Here is a 22,599-nt window from a genome sequence, read left to right as displayed (position 1 = left end):
TCTGGTTAGGATAGTATCAATATTCATGCATTTATTTTGAATAAAAATACAATAACGCTAAGTGAAAGGAAACCATAACATACCGGTGGCGAGGAATTCATCGCTTCGCTTAGCTCTTCGGCTCAACAGCGTATTTACGTTGGTGAGCCCGGTTACCTGTTCCATAGATAAATAAGAAGGTATACGGATCTCATGCTGAATACGTTGATTGTCGGCGCCAGTGGTTACACCGGCGCTGAACTGGCACTTTACCTGAACCGTCACCCACAGATGAACATAACCGCTTTGGCGGTTTCAGCGCAAAGTGTTGATGCCGGAAAATTGATTTCCGATTTGCATCCACAGCTGAAAGGCATTATCGATTTACCGGTACAACCGTTGACCAATGTTGCCGAAGCCGCCAAAGGCGTTGATGTGGTGTTTCTGGCGACGGATCACAAAGTCAGTCATGATTTAGCGCCTGAATTTCTGGCGGCTGGCTGCGCTGTTTTTGATTTATCCGGCGCCTACCGCGTTCAGGATGCTGATTTCTATACCCGCTACTATGGATTTGAGCATCAACATGCGGACTGGCTGGCGCAGGCCGTCTACGGTTTGGCCGAATGGCGAGCCGAAAGCATCAAACACGCGCAACTGATTGCGGTGCCGGGCTGCTATCCAACCGCCGCGCAACTGGCGTTGAAACCGTTGGTGGCGGGGCAGTTGCTGAATCCGGCGCAATGGCCGGTGATCAACGCTGTCAGCGGCGTGAGCGGCGCGGGGCGTAAAGCCTCTCTCACCAGCAGCTTCTGCGAAGTCAGCCTGCAACCTTACGGCATTTTCAACCACCGCCATGCGCCTGAGATTTCAACCCACCTCGGCACGCCGGTCATCTTTACGCCTCATCTCGGTAATTTCGCCCGCGGCATACTGGAAACCATCACCTGTCGCCTGAATCCGGGAGTGACGCGACAGGATATCGCCGAGGCTTATCATAATGCCTATCACGATAAACCGCTGGTGCGTCTGTATGATAAAGGCGTTCCGGCATTGAAATCCGTCGTCGGTCTGCCATTCTGCGACATCGGTTTTTCCGTGGATGGCGAACACCTGATCATCGTCGCCACGGAGGATAACCTGCTGAAAGGCGCGGCTGCTCAGGCGGTGCAATGCCTGAATATTCGTTTTGGTTTCCCGGAAACCCAGTCTTTACTCTGATTAAAAATTCATCACTCTGAGGCGTGAAAGCATAATGAATCCGTTAATTATCAAGCTCGGCGGCGTTTTACTGGATAGCGAAGAGGCGCTGGAGCGCCTGTTCACCGCATTGGTCACTTATCGTCAGGCGCACCAGCGGCCCTTATTGATTGTGCATGGTGGTGGATGTCTGGTTGACGATCTGATGAAAAAACTGTCGTTGCCAGTCGTGAAGAAGAACGGCCTGCGCGTCACACCCGCCGATCAGATCGATATCATCACCGGCGCGCTGGCCGGTTCCGCCAATAAAACGCTCTTATCCTGGGCGAAAAAACACGCGATTAACGCGGTCGGCTTGTGCCTGGCGGACGGCGGCAGCACTCGTGTCACGCAACTGGATGAGGCGCTGGGTTTTGTCGGCAAAGCGCAGGCGGGTTCTCCGGCATTGTTGAATAGCCTGCTTTCCGCGGGTTATTTGCCGGTCGTCAGTTCTATCGGGATCACCGATCAAGGCGACCTGATGAATGTGAATGCGGATCAGGCCGCGACTGCGCTGGCGGCGACGCTGGGGGCGGATTTAATCCTGTTGTCTGATGTCAGCGGCATTCTGGATGGAAAAGGTCAGCGCATTGCCGAAATGACTGCGCAAAAAGCGGAACAACTGATCGCACAGGGCATTATCACCGATGGTATGATTGTGAAGGTCAATGCCGCGCTGGACGCCGCGCGGACGCTGGGGCGTCCGGTGGATATCGCCAGTTGGCGTCATGCGGAGCAACTACCGGCGCTGTTCAACGGCGTTGCCATCGGCACGCGTATTTTAGCGTAAGCTGTTTCTGGGTATGGCATGATGCCTTATCTGCATTTATTTGAATTCCGGGAGTAATGGTTATGGCTTTGTGGGGCGGTCGGTTCAGTCAGGCGGCAGATCAACGGTTTAAACAGTTCAATGACTCACTGCGGTTTGATTACCGTCTGGCGGAGCAGGATATCATCGGCTCGATTGGCTGGTCGAAAGCGTTGGTGACGGTTAATGTGCTTAGCGAGCAGGAGCAACAGCAACTGGAGCAGGCATTGAATGCGCTGTTGGTTGAGGTGCGGGCGGATCCGGAAATGATCCTGCAAAGTGACGCGGAAGATATCCATAGCTGGGTTGAACAGCGTCTGATTGAAAAAGTCGGCGATCTGGGCAAGAAGCTGCACACGGGACGTAGCCGCAACGATCAGGTCGCAACGGATCTGAAGCTGTGGTGTAAGACGCAGGTCGCCGAACTGCTGTTGGCGGTGCGTCAGTTGCGTCAGGCGCTGGTCGCCACGGCGCAAGCGAATCAGGATGCGGTGATGCCGGGCTATACCCACCTGCAACGCGCCCAACCTGTGACGTTTGCCCACTGGTGTCTGGCTTACCACGAAATGCTGGTGCGCGATGAAAGCCGTCTGGAAGATACGTTGAAACGTCTGGACGTCAGCCCGCTGGGTTGCGGCGCATTGGCCGGCACCGCCTATCCGATTGATCGCGAACAACTGGCGGGTTGGCTGGGATTTGCCTCGGCGACCCGCAACAGTCTGGATACGGTATCCGATCGCGATCATGTGCTGGAACTTCTGTCTGATGCGTCAATCGGTATGGTGCATTTATCGCGTTTCGCTGAAGATCTGATTTTCTTCAACAGCGGCGAAGCGGCGTTCATTGAGCTTTCAGACCGTGTGACGTCCGGTTCATCGCTGATGCCGCAGAAGAAAAACCCGGATGCGTTGGAGTTGATCCGCGGCAAATGCGGCCGTGTTCAGGGCGCGTTGACCGGGATGATGATGACGCTGAAAGGCTTGCCGCTGGCGTATAACAAGGATATGCAGGAAGACAAGGAAGGCCTGTTCGATGCGCTGGATACCTGGCATGACTGCCTGATGATGGCGGCGCTGGTGCTGGAAGGGATTCAGGTGAAACGTCCGCGCTGTCAGGAAGCGGCGCAGCAGGGTTACGCCAATGCCACGGAACTGGCTGACTATCTGGTCGCAAAAGGCGTGCCATTCCGAGAAGCGCACCATATTGTCGGCGAGGCGGTGGTCGAAGCCATTCGTCAGGGCAAAGCGTTGGAAGCGTTGCCGCTGGCTGACTTGCAGAAATTCAGTGCGGTTATCGCGGATGACGTCTATCCGAGCCTGTCGCTGCAATCCTGTCTGGACAAACGTGCCGCGCAGGGCGGTGTTTCGCCGCAGCAGGTAGCGAAGGCGATCAGTGATGCGCAACAGCGTCTGGGCTGATTAATACCGATCTTCATTAGACCGTCGATCGCTACTCTCAGGCCGGTAATGTACCGGCCTGAGAAGTTTCATAATTACCTTGAATGCTGCTCGCACTTTTCCTCTTTTTTCATCGAATTTCATGCCAAACCGCCCTGCAAACCGAATTGCCTCTGGACATCCATACAGTATCATTTTACTTTGACGCACAGTGACAGGCGCAGCGGAGGCATGGTGGATATCAATATACTTTATGGATTGGGCGGCGGCGGAATCGGCTTGCTGGCGGGGTGGCTGCTTGCCAGCCTGATGCAGCAACAGCGATTGTCCCGTCATGATACCGAACAGCGTCTGCTGGAGCAGACGCTCCAGCAGACGCAGACATTGCTGGCAGAAAGCCAACTGGCCTTGCAACAGGATGAACAACGTCTGCGGCAAAATGAGTTGGAATTACGCAACGTCCACGTCCAGTTATCGGCCAGTCATGAAAGGTTGCAGCAGTTGGGACAACTGCGTGACGAATGCAGCCAGTTAAATCAGGAACTGCGCACGCTGCGGGAGATTAACCGCGCCCAGGAAGCCGAACTGCGGGAAGTTACCATCCGGCTGGAAGAAACCCGCATGGCGGCGGAAGAAAAGCAGCGGTTGCTGGTGAATAGCGAACAGCGCCTGACGACTCAGTTCGAGAATCTGGCTAACCGGATTTTCGAACACAGCGGGCGCAAAGTGGACGAGCAGAACAAACAGAGTCTGGATCGCCTGCTCATGCCATTGCGCGAGCAGCTTGATGGTTTTCGCCGTCAGGTTCAGGACAGTTTTGGCGCGGAAGCCCGTGAGCGGCATACGCTAGCGCATGAGATCCGCAATCTGCAACAGTTGAATGCTCAGATGGCGCGTGAGGCCATCAATCTGACCAAAGCTCTGAAAGGTGATAATAAAACGCAAGGCAACTGGGGCGAGGTGGTATTGAGCCGTGTGCTGGAAGCCTCTGGTCTGCGCGAAGGGTATGAGTATCAGACACAGGTCAGTGTACAGACCGATACCAACAGCCGTATGCAGCCTGATGTGATTGTGCGTTTGCCCCAGGGCAAAGATGTGGTCATCGACGCCAAAATGTCGCTGGTGGCCTATGAGCGCTACTTCAACAGCGAGGATGAGATGGCGCGTCAGACGGCGCTAAATGAGCATCTGCTTTCCGTTCGCAGTCACATCCGCATGTTGGGCAGTAAAGATTATCAGCAATTGCCGGGGCTGCGCTCGCTGGACTATGTCCTGATGTTTATTCCCGTCGAACCGGCTTTTCTGGTGGCGATCGACAGGCAGCCTGAGTTGATCAGCGAAGCGCTAAAGCACAATATTATGCTGGTAAGCCCGACGACATTGCTGGTCGCGCTGCGCACCATTAATAATCTGTGGCGTTATGAGCAGCAGAGCCGTAATGCGCAGCAGATCGCGGAACGGGCGTCGCGGTTGTACGATAAACTGCGTTTATTTGTGGGTGATATGGAAACATTGGGGCAAAGCCTCGATAAAGCGCAAGGCAGTTATCGTCAGGCAATGAATAAACTTTCATCCGGGCGTGGTAATCTCATCGGTCAGGCGGAAGGTTTTCGTCATCTGGGCGTGGAAATCAAACGTTCCATCAGCCCCTCCCTGGCGGAACAGGCAACGGCGCCGGAAAGCGCCGCACAGGACAAGGGCGCGGAGACGTCAGGTGGGACGAAAGCAGAAGATTTGCCTGCAAAAGTCGATATGAAAGAAGACTGAACGATGCGATTGAACAGAGCGCGTACGGGGTTTTTTGATCTGTCGTCTTGATCATCCTTCACCGATAAGCATTAGGCGGTGGGCTTTTTATACGGGTCTGTTACACTCTTCCCATCAACCAGGTAGACCCGACATTTGACTGAATAGTAGGCGGATAAAATGGCTAATGAGCAGGAGAAAACAACCGACTTTGGTTTTCGTACTGTCGCCAAGGATGAAAAAGAGGTCATGGTGGCTGACGTTTTTCATTCTGTAGCAGCAAAATACGATCTGATGAACGACCTGATGTCTTTCGGTATTCATCGTATCTGGAAGCGTTTCACTATCGAGTGCAGCGGCGTGCGGCGCGGTCAGCGAGTATTGGACGTTGCTGGCGGCACGGGCGATCTGACGGCGAAATTCTCCCGTCTTGTCGGCGATGAAGGCGAAGTAGTGCTGGCGGATATTAATGCGTCAATGTTGAAAGTGGGGCGCGAGAAACTACGTAATAAAGGTATTATCAATAATATCAGCTATGTACAAGCCAATGCAGAAGAGTTGCCTTTCCCTGACGATTTCTTCGACTGCATCACCATCTCTTTTGGCTTACGTAACGTAACAGACAAAAACAAAGCGCTGCGCTCCATGTACCGCGTACTGAAGCCGGGAGGACGTCTGCTGGTGCTGGAGTTCTCTAAACCAACGCTGAAGCCATTAAGCAAGGTCTACGACCTCTATTCGTTCCATGTTCTGCCGCGGATAGGTGAAATGGTGGCCAGTGATGCCGGTAGCTACCGTTATCTGGCGGAATCCATTCGTATGCATCCCGATCAGGAAACGCTGAAGGGAATGATGAACGACGCCGGTTTTGACAATGTGAATTATTACAATCTTACCGGCGGGATTGTTGCGTTACACCGTGGCTTTAAATTCTGATTGGAAACGCCAATGCTGATAACGTCTGTCCTGACCGCCACGCTGGAAACGGCGCTGAATCAGTTGCTGTTTCGCGATCGCAGCATGAAAGCGGCGCGTCAGCGTCTTCAGGGAAAAACGCTGCAAATCGAGTTGGCCGAACTGGATGCGCCTTTGGTGCTGATCTTCAATGAGCAGCATCTTGATGTGATAAGTCAATGGGGAGAACCGGCTGACTGCCAGCTTAAGACCCGCTTATCCGTCCTGATGAAACTGCGTGATCGCCAGCATCTGTCCGCTCTGATGCGTGGCGGCGATCTGGTGATCGAAGGCGATATTCAGGTGGCGCAGCAGTTTATCGGCTTGCTTGATTTGGCCGAGTTTGATCCCGCGGAATGGCTCGCCCCTTATCTTGGCGACATTGTCGCTCAGGGCCTGAGCCAGACGGCGCAAAAGACACTGCGTTTATTCGGCCAAACCCTGTGCCGAACGCAGCAGACATTCTCTGAAACGCTCACGGAAGAGTGGCGTTTAGCGCCAGGTAAACTTGAAAATGCCTGGCTTCATGATGAAATTGCCGCCCTGGAGAAATCAGTCGAACGGTTGTCCGAACGGCTGGCGAAGTTGGAGACCCTACGATGATGCCTGGTGAACTGATTCGCCTTTACAGCATCGTTCGCGTTTTGCTGAGTTACGGCTTGGATGAACTGATCCCCAAAATGCGTTTGACGATACCGCTGCGTTTGGGACGCCGTCTGTTGTTCTGGTTGCCGAATCAACATCGCAACATGCCATTGGGAGAGCGCCTGCGCTTGGCGTTGCAGGAACTAGGCCCGGTCTGGATCAAATTCGGTCAGATGATGTCGACGCGACGCGATCTGTTTCCGCCCGCCATCGCCGACCAACTGGCGATGCTGCAAGATCGTGTCGAACCTTTTGACGGCAAACTGGCGCGCCAGCAAATTGAGCTTTCGTTAGGGGGGCCGCTGGAAGGTTGGTTTGATGATTTTGACATCAAACCGCTGGCCTCCGCCTCAATTGCCCAAGTGCATACCGCGCGGTTGAAAAGTACGGGAAAAGACATTGTCATCAAGGTGATTCGTCCCGATATTTTACCGATCATCAAGGCAGATATGTGTCTGATGAAGCGGCTGGCGGGCTGGTTGCCAAGGCTTATGCCCGACGGACGACGTCTTCGCCCGCGGGAAGTGGTGCAGGAATATGAAAAATCCCTGCTTGATGAGTTGAATTTGCTGCGTGAAGCGGCGAATGCGATTCAACTGAGGCGCAACTTTGAAGCAAGTCCGATGCTGTATATTCCAGAAGTATATTCGGATTATTGCAGCGAAAGCATGTTGGTCATGGAGCGTATTTATGGTATTCCGGTTTCGGATATCGACGCGCTGCAAGCCAACGGAACGAATATGCAGCTTCTGGCGGAGCGCGGCGTACAGGTTTTCTTCACCCAGGTATTCCGCGACAGTTTCTTTCATGCGGATATGCACCCCGGCAATATCTTTATCAATCATGAACATCCCGAGGATCCGCAGTATATCGGGATCGACTGCGGTATTGTCGGTTCGTTGAACAAAGAAGATAAGCGCTATCTGGCAGAGAACTTTATTGCCTTCTTCAATCGTGATTATCGCAAAGTCGCCGAGTTGCATGTGGATTCAGGCTGGGTGCCTGCGGATACCAACGTGGAGGATTTTGAGTTTGCTATCCGTACTGTCTGTGAGCCTATTTTTGAAAAGCCGTTAGCGGAAATTTCATTCGGACATGTATTATTGAATCTGTTTAATACGGCACGTCGTTTTAACATGGAAGTCCAGCCGCAATTGGTGCTGTTGCAGAAAACCTTGCTCTATATTGAAGGCATCGGGCGACAACTCTATCCCCAGCTTGACCTGTGGAAGACGGCGAAACCGTTTTTGGAAACCTGGTTGAAAGAGCAGGTTGGATTACCGGCGATGATTCGTGCCTTAAAAGAAAAAGCGCCGTTTTGGGCGGAGAAACTGCCCGAAATCCCGGAATTATTTTATGACGGCTTGCGCCAGCATAAGATGTTGAAACAAAGTGTCGACAAGCTTGCCTGCGAATTACGGGCTCAGCATGTTCGTCAGGGACAGTCCCGTTATCTGCTGGGTATTGGCGCAACGTTGCTGATCAGTGGTACGGTGTTACTGGTAAGCCATGTGGAAGCCAATATCGTTCCTTCGGGATTGATGGCTGCGGGAATTGTCGCCTGGATTATTGGCTGGCGTCGAACTCGTTGAAACAGATCATATACCCTGGATAATTCGAGCCGCAGGAAGGCGGCAACCGAATGACCCCCAGGAGCTACACAAGTAAGTGGCTGGGGTGATTGAGGGCAGCCAACGTACATGCAACTTGAAGTATGACGGGTATAATGCATAGCAGGATGACCATATAGAATGATGGTCATTTTTATGACCCCCTTTTTTGCAAGAGGTAAACGATATGGGCGGCATTAGTATTTGGAACTTGTTGATTATCGCGGTGATCGTCGTATTGCTGTTTGGCACCAACAAGTTGAGAACGCTGGGTTCCGATCTGGGCGCCTCAATTAAAGGCTTTAAAAAAGCCATGGGCGATGATAAACCGTCTGGCAGCGCGGATAAGACGGAGCAAGATGCGGATTTTGCGACCAAGTCTATCGCGGAAGAACAGCCGGAAACGAAGCAAGACGACGCCAAGAGCCAGCATAAAGAGCGGGTATAATCGGTGTTTGATATCGGGTTTAGCGAACTGTTGCTGGTTATGGTGATCGGCCTGGTGGTGCTTGGGCCTGAACGATTACCGGTCGCAGTAAGAACGGTGGCTAGCTGGATTAGAACGCTTCGTTCGCTGGCGTCCACGGTTCAGAATGAGTTGTCGCAGGAATTGAAATTGCAGGAGTTGCAGGAAAGCCTGAAGAAGGTGGAAAAAGCCAGTCTGCAAAATTTGTCGCCGGAATTGAAAGCGTCCATGGATGAACTCAAAGAAGCGGCGGAAGCTATGAAGCGCAGTTATTCAACATCACCGACCGACGAGAACCCGTCAGCAAATCAGCCGCTGAATGACCCGGAAGCGATTCATGACGGTGTGGTTGAGGTTGAAAAAACGCCATCATCAACGTCGGAAGAGCATATTCCGCACAGCAGCCCGGTTGCGGCAGAGCCGGCTACACAGGCCAAACCCAAATCTGAACAGTCTCCAGCTGTTTCTCTCCACCAAACAAGTGATGATCGTTAGTTTATGGCTACTGAAGATACTCAACCGCTGATTAGCCACCTGATCGAACTGCGTAAACGGTTATTGAACAGTATTATTTGCATACTGGCGGTGTTCGTGTGCCTGGTGTATTTCGCTAACGACATTTATCAGATGGTTTCCGCTCCGCTGATTAAACAGCTTCCGGTCGGGGCTAGCATGATTGCCACCGATGTCGCCTCGCCGTTTTTCACGCCCATCAAACTGACGATGATCGTATCGGTATTTGTCTCCGCGCCGCTGGTGTTGTATCAGGTTTGGGCATTTGTTGCCCCGGCGCTATACAAACATGAACGCCGTCTGATGATGCCATTGCTGGTTTCCAGTAGTCTGCTGTTCTACGCGGGTATGGCGTTCGCCTACTTTGTGGTTTTCCCGCTGGCGTTTGGCTTTTTTGCGAAAACCGCCCCGGAAGGGGTGCTGATTGCGACAGACATCAACAACTATCTCGACTTCGTCATGGCGTTATTTATGGCCTTTGGCGTATCGTTTGAAGTGCCCATCGCCATTGTCTTGCTATGCTGGAGCGGTGTGATTACCCCGGAAGATCTGAAAAAGAAACGCCCTTATATACTGGTCGGAGCGTTTGTCGTCGGCATGTTATTGACGCCGCCGGATGTGTTTTCTCAGACGCTATTAGCGATCCCGATGTATCTGTTGTTTGAAATCGGCGTATTTTTCGCCCGGTTTTATGTGGGGAAAGGTCGTCAGACGGAAACCGAAGAACCTTCGCCGTAATGTGATTGTTCCTGTATGTGGATGTGGTAAAGAAAATGGCCTCTCTTTGAGAGGCTTTGTTTGTCAGGGTAGCGGCAATAGACGGATAACCAGTTCATGTTTGATATCGGCGTCAATTTAACCAGTTCTCAGTTTGCGAAAGATCGGGAACAGGTCGTCGCTCGCGCAAAGCAGGCTGGCGTCGGCGGCATGCTGATTACCGGGACAAATATTGCGGAAAGCCATCAGGCATTGGTGCTGGCGGAGCAATATCCGGCTTACTGCTGGTCGACGGCGGGTGTCCATCCTCATGATGCCAGCCGTTGGGATGGAGCCGCCGCCGAGCAGATTTATCGTTTGGCGCAATCGGATGTCGTGGTCGCTATCGGTGAATGTGGTCTCGACTTCAATCGCAATTTCTCGACGCCCGTCCAACAGGAGCAGGCTTTCCGCGACCAGTTAGCGTTAGCGGCTGAGCTCGCTTTACCCGTTTTCCTGCATTGTCGCGATGCGCATACCCGTTTTATCGCCTTGCTGACTCCCTGGCTGAACAAACTCCCCGCTGCGATTGTGCATTGTTTTACCGGTAGTCGCGCTGAGTTGGATGAATGCCTCGCTGCGGGATTAATGGTGGGTATTACCGGTTGGGTGTGCGATGAGCGTCGGGGCCTTGAGTTGCGTGCGCTGCTAAAACATATTCCAGAAGATCGGTTGTTATTGGAAACCGATGCGCCTTATCTGTTACCCCGGGATTTAAGTCCTAAACCTGCATCCCGCCGTAACGAGCCTTGTTTTTTGCCGCATATTATCCGCCAGGTCGCCAGTTGGCGCGGAGAAGATGCCATATGGCTGGGGCAGAAAACAGATGAAAATGCTCGCCGGGTTTTCCGGCTGGCTTGATTCAGGAGAATAATTATATGAGCAATGTTTTTCCCGGCACCTTTCCTGGTCGGCGTATGCGCCGTATCCGTCGTTATGATTTCAGTCGTCGCCTTGTTGCTGAACATCAACTGACCGTCAATGACCTGATTTACCCGGTGTTTGTTATGGAAGGTACGAATCAGCAGCAGGAAGTGTCCTCCATGCCGGGGGTTTTCAGAATGTCGATTGATGTGCTGCAAAAAGAGGCGGAGGCGATTGCTAAACTGGGGATCCCTGTTTTGTCGCTGTTCCCGGTTATTGAGGCGGATAAAAAATCGTTACATGCCGAAGAAGCCTATAACCCGGATGGCCTGGTACAACGGGCGGTGCGCGCACTTAAGGATGCGGTGCCGGAGTTGGGCTTGCTGACGGATGTGGCGCTCGATCCGTATACCACCCACGGGCAGGATGGCATCATTGATGACACTGGTTATGTGACGAACGATATCACCAAAGAGATTCTGGTCAGACAAGCGTTATCACATGCAGAGGCCGGGGCTGAAATTATCGCGCCCAGCGATATGATGGACGGACGGATCGGCGCAGTCCGTGAGGCGCTGGAGGCGCAGAATCTGATCAATACCCAGATTATGGCGTATTCGGCCAAATATGCTTCCTGTTACTACGGTCCGTTTCGGGATGCCATTGGTTCGGCGGGACATCTGAAAGGCGGCAATAAAAAAACTTATCAAATGGACCCTGCTAACAGTGATGAGGCCTTGCAGGAGATTGCTTTGGATCTTCAAGAAGGGGCGGATATGGTGATGGTCAAACCCGGTATGCCTTATCTGGATGTGGTGACGCGGGTAAAGGCGTCGTTTGGGGTGCCGACATTCGCCTATCAGGTTTCCGGCGAATATGCGATGCATATGGCGGCTATCCAGAATGGCTGGCTACAGGAACAGCCTGTCGTCATGGAATCGTTGCTGTGTTTTAAACGTGCGGGAGCGGATGGGGTCTTGACCTACTTTGCCAAGCGTGTCGCACAGTGGCTGCATAATCAGCATTTACAGCGCTGATCGGGCTGCGCCATGTCAGAGCGGCCCACTGTCGCTCTGACGAGATTACATTTTCTGAAACTGGCGATTATCAATACTTTGCCGAACCTGTTTGTTCAGAAAATTCAACAGCAGCATCGAACGGGCTTCACCATCTGGTTCGGTATAGATTGCTTGCAGGCCGCTGAAAATCCCGTCGGTAATCAACACTTCATCACCCGGTTGCGGGGTCTGAGGATCGGTAATGCCTTGCGTTGGATTTAATAACAGATCATCTATCACCTGTTGAGGGATGATAGCTGGCACATTGCCGAAGCGCACGAAATTACTAACGCCACGAGTGGCGCTGATCGTGGTGGTGTGGATTCGCTCAGGATCGAATTCGACAAACAGATAGTTCGGAAAGAGCGGTTCGCAGACCTCGGTACGTTTACCCCGCACAATTTTATCCAGTGTGATCATGGGGCTCATGCAGGCCACATCCTGGCGTTCCAGATGCTCTTTCGCCCGAAGCAGTTGACCACGTTTACAATACAGTAAGTACCAGGCTTCCATAATTTCGCAGACCCATGATTATGACAGGCAAGCATAACAAAAGCGGAGCCGGATAAAAAATTTTTAACATGGTTTTGCCTTCCTGATGGGGGATGCCTGGGGGCTTGCTATAAATAGCCGCATGAAGAAGCGACAGGCTGAACAAGAAACTTTATAATGGTCGCCTCGACAGACTGCCCCGATGATCAGCATGAAATACCGTGATTTACGCGAATTCCTCTCGTTGCTGGAAGAGAGGGGTGAATTGAAACGAATTAGCCAGCCCATTGATCCCTATCTTGAAATGACGGAAATTGCCGACCGTACCTTGCGTGCGGAGGGGCCGGCATTGTTGTTTGAAAACCCGAAGGGTTATGACATGCCGGTACTGTGCAATTTATTTGGCACGCCGAAGCGTGTCGCGCTCGGTATGGGGCAGGAAGATGTCAATGCCTTGCGCGAAGTCGGAAAATTGCTGGCATTTCTGAAAGAGCCTGAGCCGCCAAAAGGATTTCGTGACCTGGTGGATAAAATGCCGAAGTTCCGTCAGGTGTTGAACATGCCGACCAAGCGATTATCGTCAGCGCCGTGTCAGGAACAAGTGTGGCAAGGCGATGATGTTGATTTGCATCGAATACCCGTAATGCAGTGCTGGCCGGAAGATGCTGCGCCGCTCATTACCTGGGGGTTGACTGTCACGCGCGGGCCGAATAAAGAGCGCCAGAATCTGGGGATTTACCGCCAGCAATTGCTGGGGAAAAACAAGCTGATTATGCGGTGGTTATCGCATCGCGGCGGGGCGCTGGACTTTCAGGAATGGTGTCAGGAAAATCCCGGACAGCGTTTTCCGGTTTCTGTCGCGTTGGGTGCTGATCCAGCGACAATTTTGGCGGCGGTAACCCCTGTCCCGGATACGTTATCCGAGTATGCTTTTGCCGGTTTATTGCGCGGTCATAAAACCGAAGTCGTGCAATGCTTGTCTAATGATCTGGAAGTGCCCGCCAGTGCGGAAATCGTTCTGGAAGGCTATATTGAAGCGGGTGAAATGGCACCGGAAGGGCCGTATGGCGATCATACCGGTTACTATAATGAGGTCGATAATTTCCCGGTGTTTACGGTCACTCACATCACCCAGCGGCATGACGCGATTTATCACTCCACCTATACGGGGCGTCCGCCCGATGAACCGGCGGTCTTGGGCGTGGCGCTGAACGAAGTTTTTGTTCCTATTCTGCAAAAGCAGTTTCCTGAAATTGTCGATTTTTATTTGCCCCCTGAGGGTTGCTCTTATCGTCTGGCGGTAGTTACCATGAAGAAGCAATACGCCGGTCATGCGAAACGCGTCATGATGGGCGTCTGGTCTTTTTTACGGCAGTTTATGTACACGAAGTTTGTTATCGTCTGTGATGATGACATTAACGCCCGTGACTGGAAAGATGTGATCTGGGCGATCACCACGCGTATGGATCCGGCACGCGACACCGTAATCGTGGAAAATACACCAATAGACTATCTGGATTTCGCCTCGCCGGTTTCCGGTTTAGGTTCCAAAATGGGACTGGACGCTACCAATAAATGGCCGGGCGAAACACAACGCGAGTGGGGACATCCGATCAAGAAAGATCCACAGGTATGCGCCCGTATTGATGCCATATGGGACGAGCTTGCCATTTTTAATGACAGAGAACCCCGGCGTTAAGCGGTTATTGCTCTGTTCTCAGTTTTGCTTTTATGACCCTACAGAGGGAATGCATGACAACATTGAGCTGTAAAGTGACCTTGGTAGAGGCCATAACCGACACGGTTTATCGCGTTCGCTTGTTACCTGAGGCACCTTTTTCTTTCCGTGCAGGTCAGTATCTGATGGTGGTGATGGACGATCGCGATAAGCGTCCTTTCTCATTGGCGTCAACGCCGATGGAACAGAATTTCATTGAGTTACACATTGGCGCATCCGAACTGAATCTGTATGCGATGGCGGTGATGGAGCGCATTCTTAAAGAGAAAGTTCTGACCGTGGATATCCCGCATGGTGAAGCCTGGTTACGGGAAGACAGTCAGCGTCCGTTGGTGTTAATTGCCGGCGGAACCGGTTTTTCATATGCCCGCTCTATTCTGCTGACGGCGCTGGCGCAGCAGCCTGAACGCCCTGTTTCGATTTACTGGGGGGGAAGGGAAAGCAAGCATCTCTATGACCTTGGCGAACTGGAAAAACTGACGCAACAACATCCTAATTTACAGGTCATTCCGGTGGTCGAGCAGCCTGAAGAGGGTTGGCGTGGCCGAACCGGTACAGTGTTAAGCGCGGTATTACAGGATTACGGTTCATTAGCCGATCAGGATATTTATATTGCCGGTCGTTTTGAAATGGCGAAAATCGCGCGGGAGCGTTTCTGCAATGAACGTGGTGCGCTTATCGCCCACATGTTCAGCGATGCCTTTTCGTTTATCTAAACATATCTCCATGATCTGTAAATATAAAAACCCCACTTATCATCAGCGGGGTTTTTATGTCGGCGAACTCAGGGACGTTCAAAAACCGTCGCGATGCCTTGTCCCAATCCAATGCACATGGTTGCCACGCCAAACTGAACATCCCGGCGTTCCATAAGGTTGACTAGCGTGGTCGATATGCGGGTGCCTGAACAACCCAACGGGTGACCGAGTGCAATGGCGCCGCCGTTGAGGTTAACTTTCTCATCCAGTTGCTCCAGCAGGCCGAGATCTTTGATGCACGCCAGGGATTGGGCTGCGAAAGCTTCATTAAGCTCAACAAGCCCAATATCCGGCAGACTCAGTCCGGCGCGCTTCAATGCCAGATTAGTAGCGGGGACGGGGCCATATCCCATAATCGACGGATCGCAACCGACCACGGCCATTGATCGGATCCGCGCTCGCGCCGTTAATCCCAGGGAAGCGGCGCGTGATTCGCTCATGACCAACATGGCGGAGGCGCCATCGGCAAGGGCGGACGAACTACCAGCGGTCACGGTGCCGTTGACGGGATCAAAGGCCGGTTTTAAGGCGGTCAGGCTGGCTACGCTGGTTTCCGGGCGAATGACTTCGTCGTAGTCGAAACGCTGTAACACACCGTCAGCGTCATGGCCGGAGGTGGGGACGATTTCATGGTGAAAAGCGCCCGATTTGGTCGCGTGATCGGCTTTCTGATGGGAGCGTGCGGCGAACTGATCTTGCATTTGCCGACTAATATTATGCATACGCGCCAGCATTTCGGCGGTCAATCCCATCATAACGGCGGCTTTGGCGATGGTTCGGCTCAGCCCAGGGTGGAAATCCACACCGTGATTCATGGGAACATGCCCCATATGTTCAACACCGCCAATCAGACAAACATGAGCATCGCCGACCATGATGGCGCGAGCCGCATCATGCAGCGCCTGCATGGATGAGCCACATAGCCGATTCACGGTAGTGGCAGGGACGCTCGCCGGAATTTCCGCCAGTAATGACGCATTACGGGCAATGTTGAAACCCTGCTCCAGGGTTTGTTGCACGCATCCCCAATAAATATCATCAATGCTGGCGGCTTCAAGCGCTGGGTTACGGTTCAGCAGGCTACGCATCAGATGGGCAGACAACTCTTCGGCCCGTACCTGACGGAACGCGCCGCCTTTAGCGCGTCCCATCGGGGTGCGTATGGCATCAACAACCACTACGTTTTCCATATTGTTTGCCCTCATGCCGGTTGCCCGTGGGAAACGTCCGCGTGCGGCGCGACGGGTGGGTAAAAACTTTCATTACCGTGAGCTTTTTGCCTCAGGCTGTCAGGAACCTGATAGAGTGGCCCAAGCGATGATAATTGCTGCGCCATTTCCAGATAACGGGCGCTGCCGAGCGTATCCAGATAGCGGCAGGCACCGCCGTGGAACGGCGGGAAGCCGAGGCCGTACACCAGCGCCATATCAGCTTCTGCCGGACTCGCAACAATGCCTTCCTCCAGGCAACGCGCCACTTCGTTAATCATAGGGATCATCATCCGGGCGATAATCGCTTCCACGCTGAAATTCTCTCTTGGCAGGCTGACTGAAGACAGTAAATGCTCGATGGTCTCGTCCCGCTCTTTACGTGGTTTTCCTTTATGGTCGGTTTGATAGCGGTAGAAACCCCGACCGTTTTTCTGACCAAAACGCTGATTGTCGAACAACACGTCGATGGCATTCCGATAATCTTTTGCCATGCGTTGCGGGAACCCTTGAGACATCACGGCTTGCGCATGATAGGCCGTATCAATGCCGACCACATCCAACAAGTAGGCCGGACCCATCGGCCAACCGAACTGCTGCTCCATAACGTCATCAATTTCACAAAAATCCGCGCCGTCGCGCATCAGCAAACTGAAAGCGGCGAAGTAGGGAAATAGCACGCGATTAACAAAGAAGCCCGGACAATCGTTGACGACAATGGGGATTTTCCCCATTTTACTGGCGTAAGCCACCACGCGGGCAATGGTTTTGTCATCAGTTTGCGGGCCACGAATAATTTCCACCAACGGCATACGGTGAACCGGGTTAAAGAAGTGCATACCGCAAAAGTTTTGCGGCCGCTTTAGGGATGCAGCCAACTGTGCAATGGGAATGGTTGATGTGTTGGAAGCCAGCACGGTGTGTGGCGTGACGTGAGATTCGGTTTCGGCCAGTACACTGGCTTTCACTGCCGGGTTTTCGACAACGGCTTCAACCACCAGGTCCATGCGCTCAAAACCGGCGTAATCCAGCGTTGGATAAATATTGGCGAGTATCTGCGCCATTTTTATCCCATCCAGCTTGCCGCGTTCCAATTGTTTATTCAGCAGCTTCGCCGCTTCGTTCATGCCAAGGGCGAGCGGTTTCTCATTGATATCTTTCATGCGGATCGGGATGCCTTTGTACGCCGACTGATAGGCAATTCCACCGCCCATAATCCCTGCGCCCAGTACAGCGGCTCGCTCCGGCGGCGGCAGATCGCCGACAATTTTTTTCGCTTTCGCTTTTACATATTGATCGTTAAGAAAAATGCCAACCAGCGCACGGGCGGCGTCTGAGCGCGCCAACGGCACGAAGTGTTGCGTTTCAAGCCGCAGCGCCGCATCGCGCGTCATGGATGCGGCGGCTTCGATGGTTTTTACGGCTGTCATGGCGGCGGGGTAATGTTTGCCTGCGGTTTGCAATACCGTGGCCTTCGCCGTGGCGAAACTCATGCTTGCTTCAATCCTGCTCAGCTTTAATGCTTCCAGTTTGGGACGTCGACAGGCTTGCCAGTCGAGATCACCCTTAATCGCCTGCTTCAATATTTTTATTGCGGCCGCGTTAAGTTTTTCCTGTGCGACAATCGCCTGCACCAAACCTATCTTTAACGCCTCATCTGCACCGATATCTTTACCTGCGATGATTATTCCCAGCGCACCGTCCGCTCCCAGCAGACGTGGCAGACGCACCGTGCCGCCGAAACCCGGCATAATGCCCAACCGGGTTTCGGGCAAACCGATGCGTAAATCGGCGGCGGCAAGGCGAAAATCGGTCGCCAGTACACATTCACAACCACCGCCCAGTGCATAACCATTTATGGCGGACAGCGTGGGTATCGGTAAATCTTCCAGACGATTAAAAATATGGTTCGCGAAGGTTAACCACTCATGAAGTTTATCGGCGGGGGCGGCGAACAGAGAAAGGAATTCTGTAATGTCCGCACCGACAATAAATGCGGGCTTGTCCGAACGTAATAACAATCCTTGCAGTGATGTTTGCTGTGCCAGAACATCAAGCGCATTGCCCAGGCTGGCAACGGTGCGGGTATCTAACTTATTCACGGCGCCCGGCGCGGCAAAGACCAACTCGGCGATGCCATCTTCAAGCCAATTAAGGTAGAGGGTTTCACCTTGATAAAGCATGTTCATCTCCAGAGACAGGGGTAAACGATCTGGTACGACCAGATAATTTAATTGTGATTATAATGTTAATTTTTTGCAAACGAGAGATTGGTTTTTTGTCAGTGAGATCACAAAGCACCAGAAACTGCCGTTGAGTCGCGGCTGTGTTAAAATAGAAAGATCGTGTTGTGACGAACAGGGATCTACATGGAAAAGCTGGCTTCTTTATATCACCATCATCTGGCGACGTTGCAGCAGCGCACGCAGGCCGTGCTGGAACGACATCAGCTTGATGCGTTGTTAATTCATTCTGGTGAGCGCTTGGCCGTATTTCTGGACGATCACGACTACCCCTTTAAAGTCAATCCGCAGTTTAAAGCCTGGGTACCGGTTACACAGGTTCCTCATTGCTGGCTATGGGTGGATGGGGTCAATCCTCCCAGATTGTGGTTCTATTCGCCGGTCGATTACTGGCATAACGTCGCTCCCATACCAGACAGTTTCTGGACCAACGATATTGATATTTCGGTTTTACGTCATGCCGACGATATCGGCGCATTGCTCCCGGCGCAGCGCCAACGTGTGGCTTATCTTGGCTATACTCCACAGCGAGCGCTGGATCTGGGTATTCAGGCGGAAAACATCAATCCGCAGGGTGTGCTGGATTATCTGCACTATTATCGCGCTTATAAAACCGACTATGAACTGGCTTGCATGCGGGAAGCGCAGAAAACCGCGGTGGTCGGGCATCGTGCCGCGCATGAAGCCTTTCTGTCCGGTATGAGCGAGTTTGATATCAATTTGGCCTACCTGACGGCGACCGGTCATCGCGATACCGATGTGCCTTATAGCAACATTATCGCGCTGAATGAGCATGCTGCAGTGTTGCATTACACCCAGCTAGAGCATCAGGTTCCATCGGAAGTGCGCAGTTTTCTGATTGATGCGGGCGCGGAATATAACGGCTATGCGGCTGATTTGACGCGCACGTACTCTTCCCTGAGCGATAATGCGTTTGCCGCGTTGGTCAAAGATTTGGATCAGGAACAGCTCAGCCTGATCGATACCATTAAGGCTGGCGTTCGCTATACCGATTACCACTTGCAAATGCATCAACGTATTGCGAATTTGTTGAAATCACATCAGTTGATTCAGGGGATCAGCGCCGAAGCGATTGTGGAAAACGGACTGACCGCGCCTTTCTTTCCACATGGATTAGGTCATGCATTAGGGCTACAAGTCCACGATGTCGCGGGTTTTATGCAGGATGATTGCGGCGCTCATCTGGCGGCACCTTCTCAACATCCTTATTTGCGTTGCACCCGGATTCTTGAGCCGGGCATGGTATTGACTATCGAACCCGGCATTTATTTCATCGAGTCGTTGCTTGAACCCTGGCGTGCTGGCGCATTCAGCCAGCATTTCGATTGGCAGAGGATCGATGCGTTAAAACCGTTTGGCGGCATCCGCATTGAAGATAATATTGTCATTCATGAAAAGCGTGTTGAGAACATGACTCGCGATCAGAATCTGGCCTGATGCAGCGTTATTCGGTTCCCCTTGAGACAGTGAGTTTCACGGAGGAAATCAAAAAAAGCCGTTTTATTACCATGCTGGCGCCTACGCAAGGGATTGAGGCCGCAAAAGGCTTTATTCAGCAGGTAAGGGAATGGCATCCCGCGGCGGGTCATCATTGCTGGGCATTTGTAGCAGGCGCCCCGGATGATTCTCAGCAACTAGGCTTTTCTGATGATGGCGAGCCATCGGGAACCGCAGGCAAGCCGATGCTGGCGCAATTGATGGGAAGCGGTGTCGGCGAAATTACTGCGGTCGTCGTTCGTTACTATGGTGGAATACAACTGGGTACTGGCGGGCTGGTAAAGGCCTATGGCGGTGGTGTTCAACAGGCTTTGAGGTTGATGCCGCAGCAAGAGAAAGTGTTACAGAAAGAATATGAGTTACGATGTGACTATGCGCTGCTAGCTCAGGTCGAGGTGCTGATATATCAACTCGGCGGACAAATCCTGCATAGTGAATACGGTGCGGAGGTGGCACTGCGTTTGTCTATTCCTGTTCACGGGGTAGAGGAAGCGGCGGTAAAATTGCGCGATCTGAGTCGTGGTTCGTTGCATTTATTGCCAATTTCACAATAATCCCAGCGCAGTTTTATGAATCACTAAGGAATTTTCTGCAATGCATTTGCGTGCCATAACCCGAATTGTAGGCCTGCTGGTTATCCTTTTTTCCGGGACAATGTTTATCCCCGGACTGGTGGCCTTAATCTACCGTGATGGCGCTGGTCGGGCTTTCATCCAGACATTTTTTGTCGCACTGGCTATCGGGATAATGCTTTGGCTGCCTAACCGCAAGCAACGGCATGAGTTGAAATCGCGGGAGGGATTTCTGATAGTGGTCCTGTTCTGGACCGTGCTTGGTAGTGTCGGGGCATTGCCTTTCCTATTTGCCGAACATCCGAATCTTGGTTTTACGGATGCTTTTTTCGAGTCTTTTTCCGGTCTGACCACGACAGGGGCGACAACGCTGGTGGGGTTGGATTCACTGCCCAAGGCAATACTCTTCTATCGGCAGATGCTGCAATGGTTCGGCGGTATGGGGATCATCGTTCTGGCGGTCGCCATTTTGCCTATCCTGGGCGTTGGTGGTATGCAGCTTTATCGCGCGGAAATGCCGGGACCGCTGAAAGACAACAAGATGCGACCGAGAATTGCTGATACGGCGAAAACGCTATGGTTAATCTATTTGTTACTTACTGTTGCCTGTGCCCTCGCGCTGTGGCTGGCTGGGATGTCGGTTTTTGACGCAATCGGTCACAGTTTCTCAACGGTATCGGTAGGTGGTTTTTCTACTCATGATGCGAGCATCGGCTATTTTAACAGTCCGACGATTAATACCATTATTGCCATCTTCTTGTTGATATCCGGTTGTAACTTTGGTTTGCACTTTGCCGCATTAAGCGGGGGCAGCCTGCGGGTTTATTGGCGCGATCCAGAATTTAGGATGTTCATTTTTGTCCAGATGTCCCTGGTGGCGGTATGTACTGTCGTACTGTGGTTTCACAATGTCTATGCCAGCGGTATGCAAACGCTAAATCAGGCGTTTTTCCAGGTTGTCTCTATGGCGACGACGGCAGGTTTTATGACCGACAGTGTTGCTTCATGGCCTTTATTTTTGCCGATACTGCTCCTATGTTCAGCTTTTATTGGTGGTTGTGCGGGCTCGACCGGCGGGGGATTGAAAGTCATTCGTATTCTGCTGCTTTTTCTGCAAGGTTCGCGTGAATTGAAACGACTGGTGCACCCCAATGCGGTTTACACGATAAAATTGGGCCATCGAGCCTTGCCCGAACGGATACTTGAGGCCGTATGGGGATTTTTTTCCGCCTATGCGCTAGTTTTTATCGTCAGTATGTTGGCTGTTATCGCGACAGGTGTTGATGATTTTTCTGCGTTTACCGCTGTCGCGGCAACGTTAAATAATTTGGGGCCTGGTCTGGGTGTCGTCGCGGACAACTTCACTTCCATGAATGATGCCGCGAAGTGGATTTTAATTCTGACGATGCTGTTTGGTCGTTTGGAAGTGTTTACTCTTTTAGTTTTATTCACGCCGACATTCTGGCGGGAATAAAGTTGCAAAGGAATAGCGTAATGAAAGCGTTGATTTTATTTTCGAGTAAAGATGGACAAACAAGAGCGATCGCCTCTTATATTGCCAACATCTTAAAAGAAGGGCTGGAGTGTGATGTCATTAGCTTACTCAGTGCGCATGATATTGATTTGAAGAAGTACGATCGTATTCTGATCGGTGCTTCTGTCCGATATGGTCGGTTTCATCCTGCGGTTAATCAGTTCATTCGTCATAACCTTGCATATTTACAATACATACCCAGCGCTTTTTTCTCTGTCAATCTTACGGCGCGCAAACCAGAGAAGCGCTCAATTCAAACGAACGCTTATACGCGTAAATTCCTGTTAAACTCTCCCTGGCAGCCGGACTTATGCGGTGTTTTTGCGGGAGCGCTGCGTTATCCGCGTTATCGCTGGTTTGATCGTTTAATGATTCAACTCATTATGCGGATGACCGGAGGAGAAACGGATAGCAGTAAAGAAATTGAATATACAGATTGGCAGCAGGTAACGCGATTCGCGCAGGCGTTCGGGCAATTGACGGCGAAAAAGTCTTCATAACGCC

The 22,599-nt window shown here is 52.1% G+C and carries 21 protein-coding genes; 18 read left to right on the top strand and 3 right to left on the bottom strand.

All coding sequences use genetic code 11. The features are described 5' to 3' along the window. Positions 1–192 precede the first annotated feature (192 nt). The 12 genes from argC to hemB all read left to right on the top strand — a co-directional run bounded on the left by argC (position 193) and on the right by hemB (position 12,011). Positions 193–1,197, top strand: coding sequence for an N-acetyl-gamma-glutamyl-phosphate reductase (gene argC, locus NC856_RS08295; RefSeq protein ID WP_264089960.1), 1,005 nt, complete (start codon positions 193–195; stop codon positions 1,195–1,197). 31 nt (positions 1,198–1,228) lie between these two features. Beyond that, a complete protein-coding gene (argB, locus tag NC856_RS08290) occupies positions 1,229–2,005 on the top strand; it encodes an acetylglutamate kinase (RefSeq protein ID WP_264090190.1) in 777 nt (258 codons plus the stop codon). Positions 2,006–2,067: 62 nt separating this feature from the next. Continuing rightward, positions 2,068–3,441: an argininosuccinate lyase gene (gene argH / locus NC856_RS08285; protein ID WP_264089959.1), complete on the top strand. Its 1,374-nt coding sequence runs from the start codon at positions 2,068–2,070 to the stop codon at positions 3,439–3,441. 213 nt (positions 3,442–3,654) lie between these two features. Next, a complete protein-coding gene (gene rmuC / locus NC856_RS08280; protein ID WP_264089958.1) occupies positions 3,655–5,187 on the top strand; it encodes a DNA recombination protein RmuC in 1,533 nt (510 codons plus the stop codon). 159 nt (positions 5,188–5,346) lie between these two features. Further along, the gene (ubiE, locus tag NC856_RS08275; RefSeq protein WP_264089956.1) at positions 5,347–6,102 is read left to right on the top strand and encodes a bifunctional demethylmenaquinone methyltransferase/2-methoxy-6-polyprenyl-1,4-benzoquinol methylase UbiE; all 756 of its coding nucleotides are present in this window, start codon (positions 5,347–5,349) and stop codon (positions 6,100–6,102) included. A 12-nt stretch (positions 6,103–6,114) separates the two neighbouring features. Next, positions 6,115–6,723: a ubiquinone biosynthesis protein UbiJ gene (gene ubiJ, locus NC856_RS08270; RefSeq protein ID WP_264089955.1), complete on the top strand. Its 609-nt coding sequence runs from the start codon at positions 6,115–6,117 to the stop codon at positions 6,721–6,723. Beyond that, a complete protein-coding gene (gene ubiB / locus NC856_RS08265) occupies positions 6,720–8,357 on the top strand; it encodes a ubiquinone biosynthesis regulatory protein kinase UbiB (RefSeq protein ID WP_264089954.1) in 1,638 nt (545 codons plus the stop codon). The genes ubiJ and ubiB overlap by 4 nt, the downstream gene beginning before the upstream one ends. Positions 8,358–8,562: 205 nt before the next feature. Continuing rightward, entirely contained in the window at positions 8,563–8,823 is a 261-nt protein-coding gene (gene tatA, locus NC856_RS08260; RefSeq protein ID WP_264089953.1) for a Sec-independent protein translocase subunit TatA, read from the top strand. A 3-nt stretch (positions 8,824–8,826) separates the two neighbouring features. Further along, positions 8,827–9,336 carry a Sec-independent protein translocase protein TatB gene (gene tatB, locus NC856_RS08255; protein ID WP_264089952.1) on the top strand — a complete coding sequence of 170 codons (510 nt, stop codon included), beginning with the start codon at positions 8,827–8,829 and terminating at the stop codon, positions 9,334–9,336. 3 nt (positions 9,337–9,339) lie between these two features. Further along, entirely contained in the window at positions 9,340–10,092 is a 753-nt protein-coding gene (gene tatC / locus NC856_RS08250) for a Sec-independent protein translocase subunit TatC (RefSeq protein ID WP_264089951.1), read from the top strand. A gap of 96 nt (positions 10,093–10,188) precedes the next feature. Continuing rightward, positions 10,189–10,971: a 3'-5' ssDNA/RNA exonuclease TatD gene (gene tatD, locus NC856_RS08245; RefSeq protein ID WP_264089950.1), complete on the top strand. Its 783-nt coding sequence runs from the start codon at positions 10,189–10,191 to the stop codon at positions 10,969–10,971. Between the two features lie 17 nt (positions 10,972–10,988). Next, positions 10,989–12,011, top strand: coding sequence for a porphobilinogen synthase (gene hemB / locus NC856_RS08240; protein ID WP_264089949.1), 1,023 nt, complete (start codon positions 10,989–10,991; stop codon positions 12,009–12,011). A gap of 45 nt (positions 12,012–12,056) precedes the next feature. Here hemB and rfaH read toward each other — a convergent pair whose 3' ends face one another. Continuing rightward, positions 12,057–12,545: a transcription/translation regulatory transformer protein RfaH gene (gene rfaH, locus NC856_RS08235; protein WP_264089948.1), complete on the bottom strand. Its 489-nt coding sequence runs from the start codon at positions 12,543–12,545 to the stop codon at positions 12,057–12,059. A gap of 181 nt (positions 12,546–12,726) precedes the next feature. On the opposite strand from rfaH, the gene ubiD reads away from it, so the two are divergent. Continuing rightward, the gene (gene ubiD, locus NC856_RS08230) at positions 12,727–14,223 is read left to right on the top strand and encodes a 4-hydroxy-3-polyprenylbenzoate decarboxylase (protein ID WP_264089947.1); all 1,497 of its coding nucleotides are present in this window, start codon (positions 12,727–12,729) and stop codon (positions 14,221–14,223) included. Positions 14,224–14,276: 53 nt separating this feature from the next. Further along, complete coding sequence (gene fre / locus NC856_RS08225) at positions 14,277–14,978, top strand: NAD(P)H-flavin reductase (protein ID WP_264089946.1); 702 nt, start codon at positions 14,277–14,279, stop codon at positions 14,976–14,978. 68 nt (positions 14,979–15,046) lie between these two features. Here the strand turns inward: fre and fadA are convergent, their stop codons facing one another. Both fadA and fadB read right to left on the bottom strand, forming a co-directional pair. Then, the gene (gene fadA, locus NC856_RS08220; RefSeq protein WP_264090189.1) at positions 15,047–16,210 is read right to left on the bottom strand and encodes an acetyl-CoA C-acyltransferase FadA; all 1,164 of its coding nucleotides are present in this window, start codon (positions 16,208–16,210) and stop codon (positions 15,047–15,049) included. A gap of 11 nt (positions 16,211–16,221) precedes the next feature. Next, the gene (gene fadB, locus NC856_RS08215; protein ID WP_264089945.1) at positions 16,222–18,411 is read right to left on the bottom strand and encodes a fatty acid oxidation complex subunit alpha FadB; all 2,190 of its coding nucleotides are present in this window, start codon (positions 18,409–18,411) and stop codon (positions 16,222–16,224) included. Between the two features lie 186 nt (positions 18,412–18,597). On the opposite strand from fadB, the gene pepQ reads away from it, so the two are divergent. Genes pepQ through hemG form a run of 4 tightly spaced genes read left to right on the top strand, consistent with a single transcriptional unit; the run spans position 18,598 to position 22,595 of the window. Beyond that, a complete protein-coding gene (gene pepQ / locus NC856_RS08210) occupies positions 18,598–19,929 on the top strand; it encodes a Xaa-Pro dipeptidase (RefSeq protein WP_264089944.1) in 1,332 nt (443 codons plus the stop codon). Then, positions 19,929–20,543, top strand: a complete 615-nt coding sequence (locus NC856_RS08205) for an IMPACT family protein (protein ID WP_264089943.1) — start codon at positions 19,929–19,931, stop codon at positions 20,541–20,543. Before pepQ ends, NC856_RS08205 begins: the two co-directional genes overlap by 1 nt. A 40-nt stretch (positions 20,544–20,583) precedes the next feature. Next, complete coding sequence (trkH, locus tag NC856_RS08200; protein WP_264089942.1) at positions 20,584–22,035, top strand: Trk system potassium transporter TrkH; 1,452 nt, start codon at positions 20,584–20,586, stop codon at positions 22,033–22,035. Positions 22,036–22,055: 20 nt separating this feature from the next. Next, positions 22,056–22,595, top strand: a complete 540-nt coding sequence (hemG, locus tag NC856_RS08195; RefSeq protein ID WP_264089941.1) for a menaquinone-dependent protoporphyrinogen IX dehydrogenase — start codon at positions 22,056–22,058, stop codon at positions 22,593–22,595. Positions 22,596–22,599 lie beyond the last annotated feature (4 nt).

Source organism: Brenneria izbisi (assembly GCF_025840185.1).
GTDB classification, from domain to species: Bacteria; Pseudomonadota; Gammaproteobacteria; order Enterobacterales; family Enterobacteriaceae; genus Brenneria; species Brenneria izbisi.
Note: the sequence above shows the minus strand (reverse complement) of the source record. Positions and strands in the feature narration are given on the sequence as shown.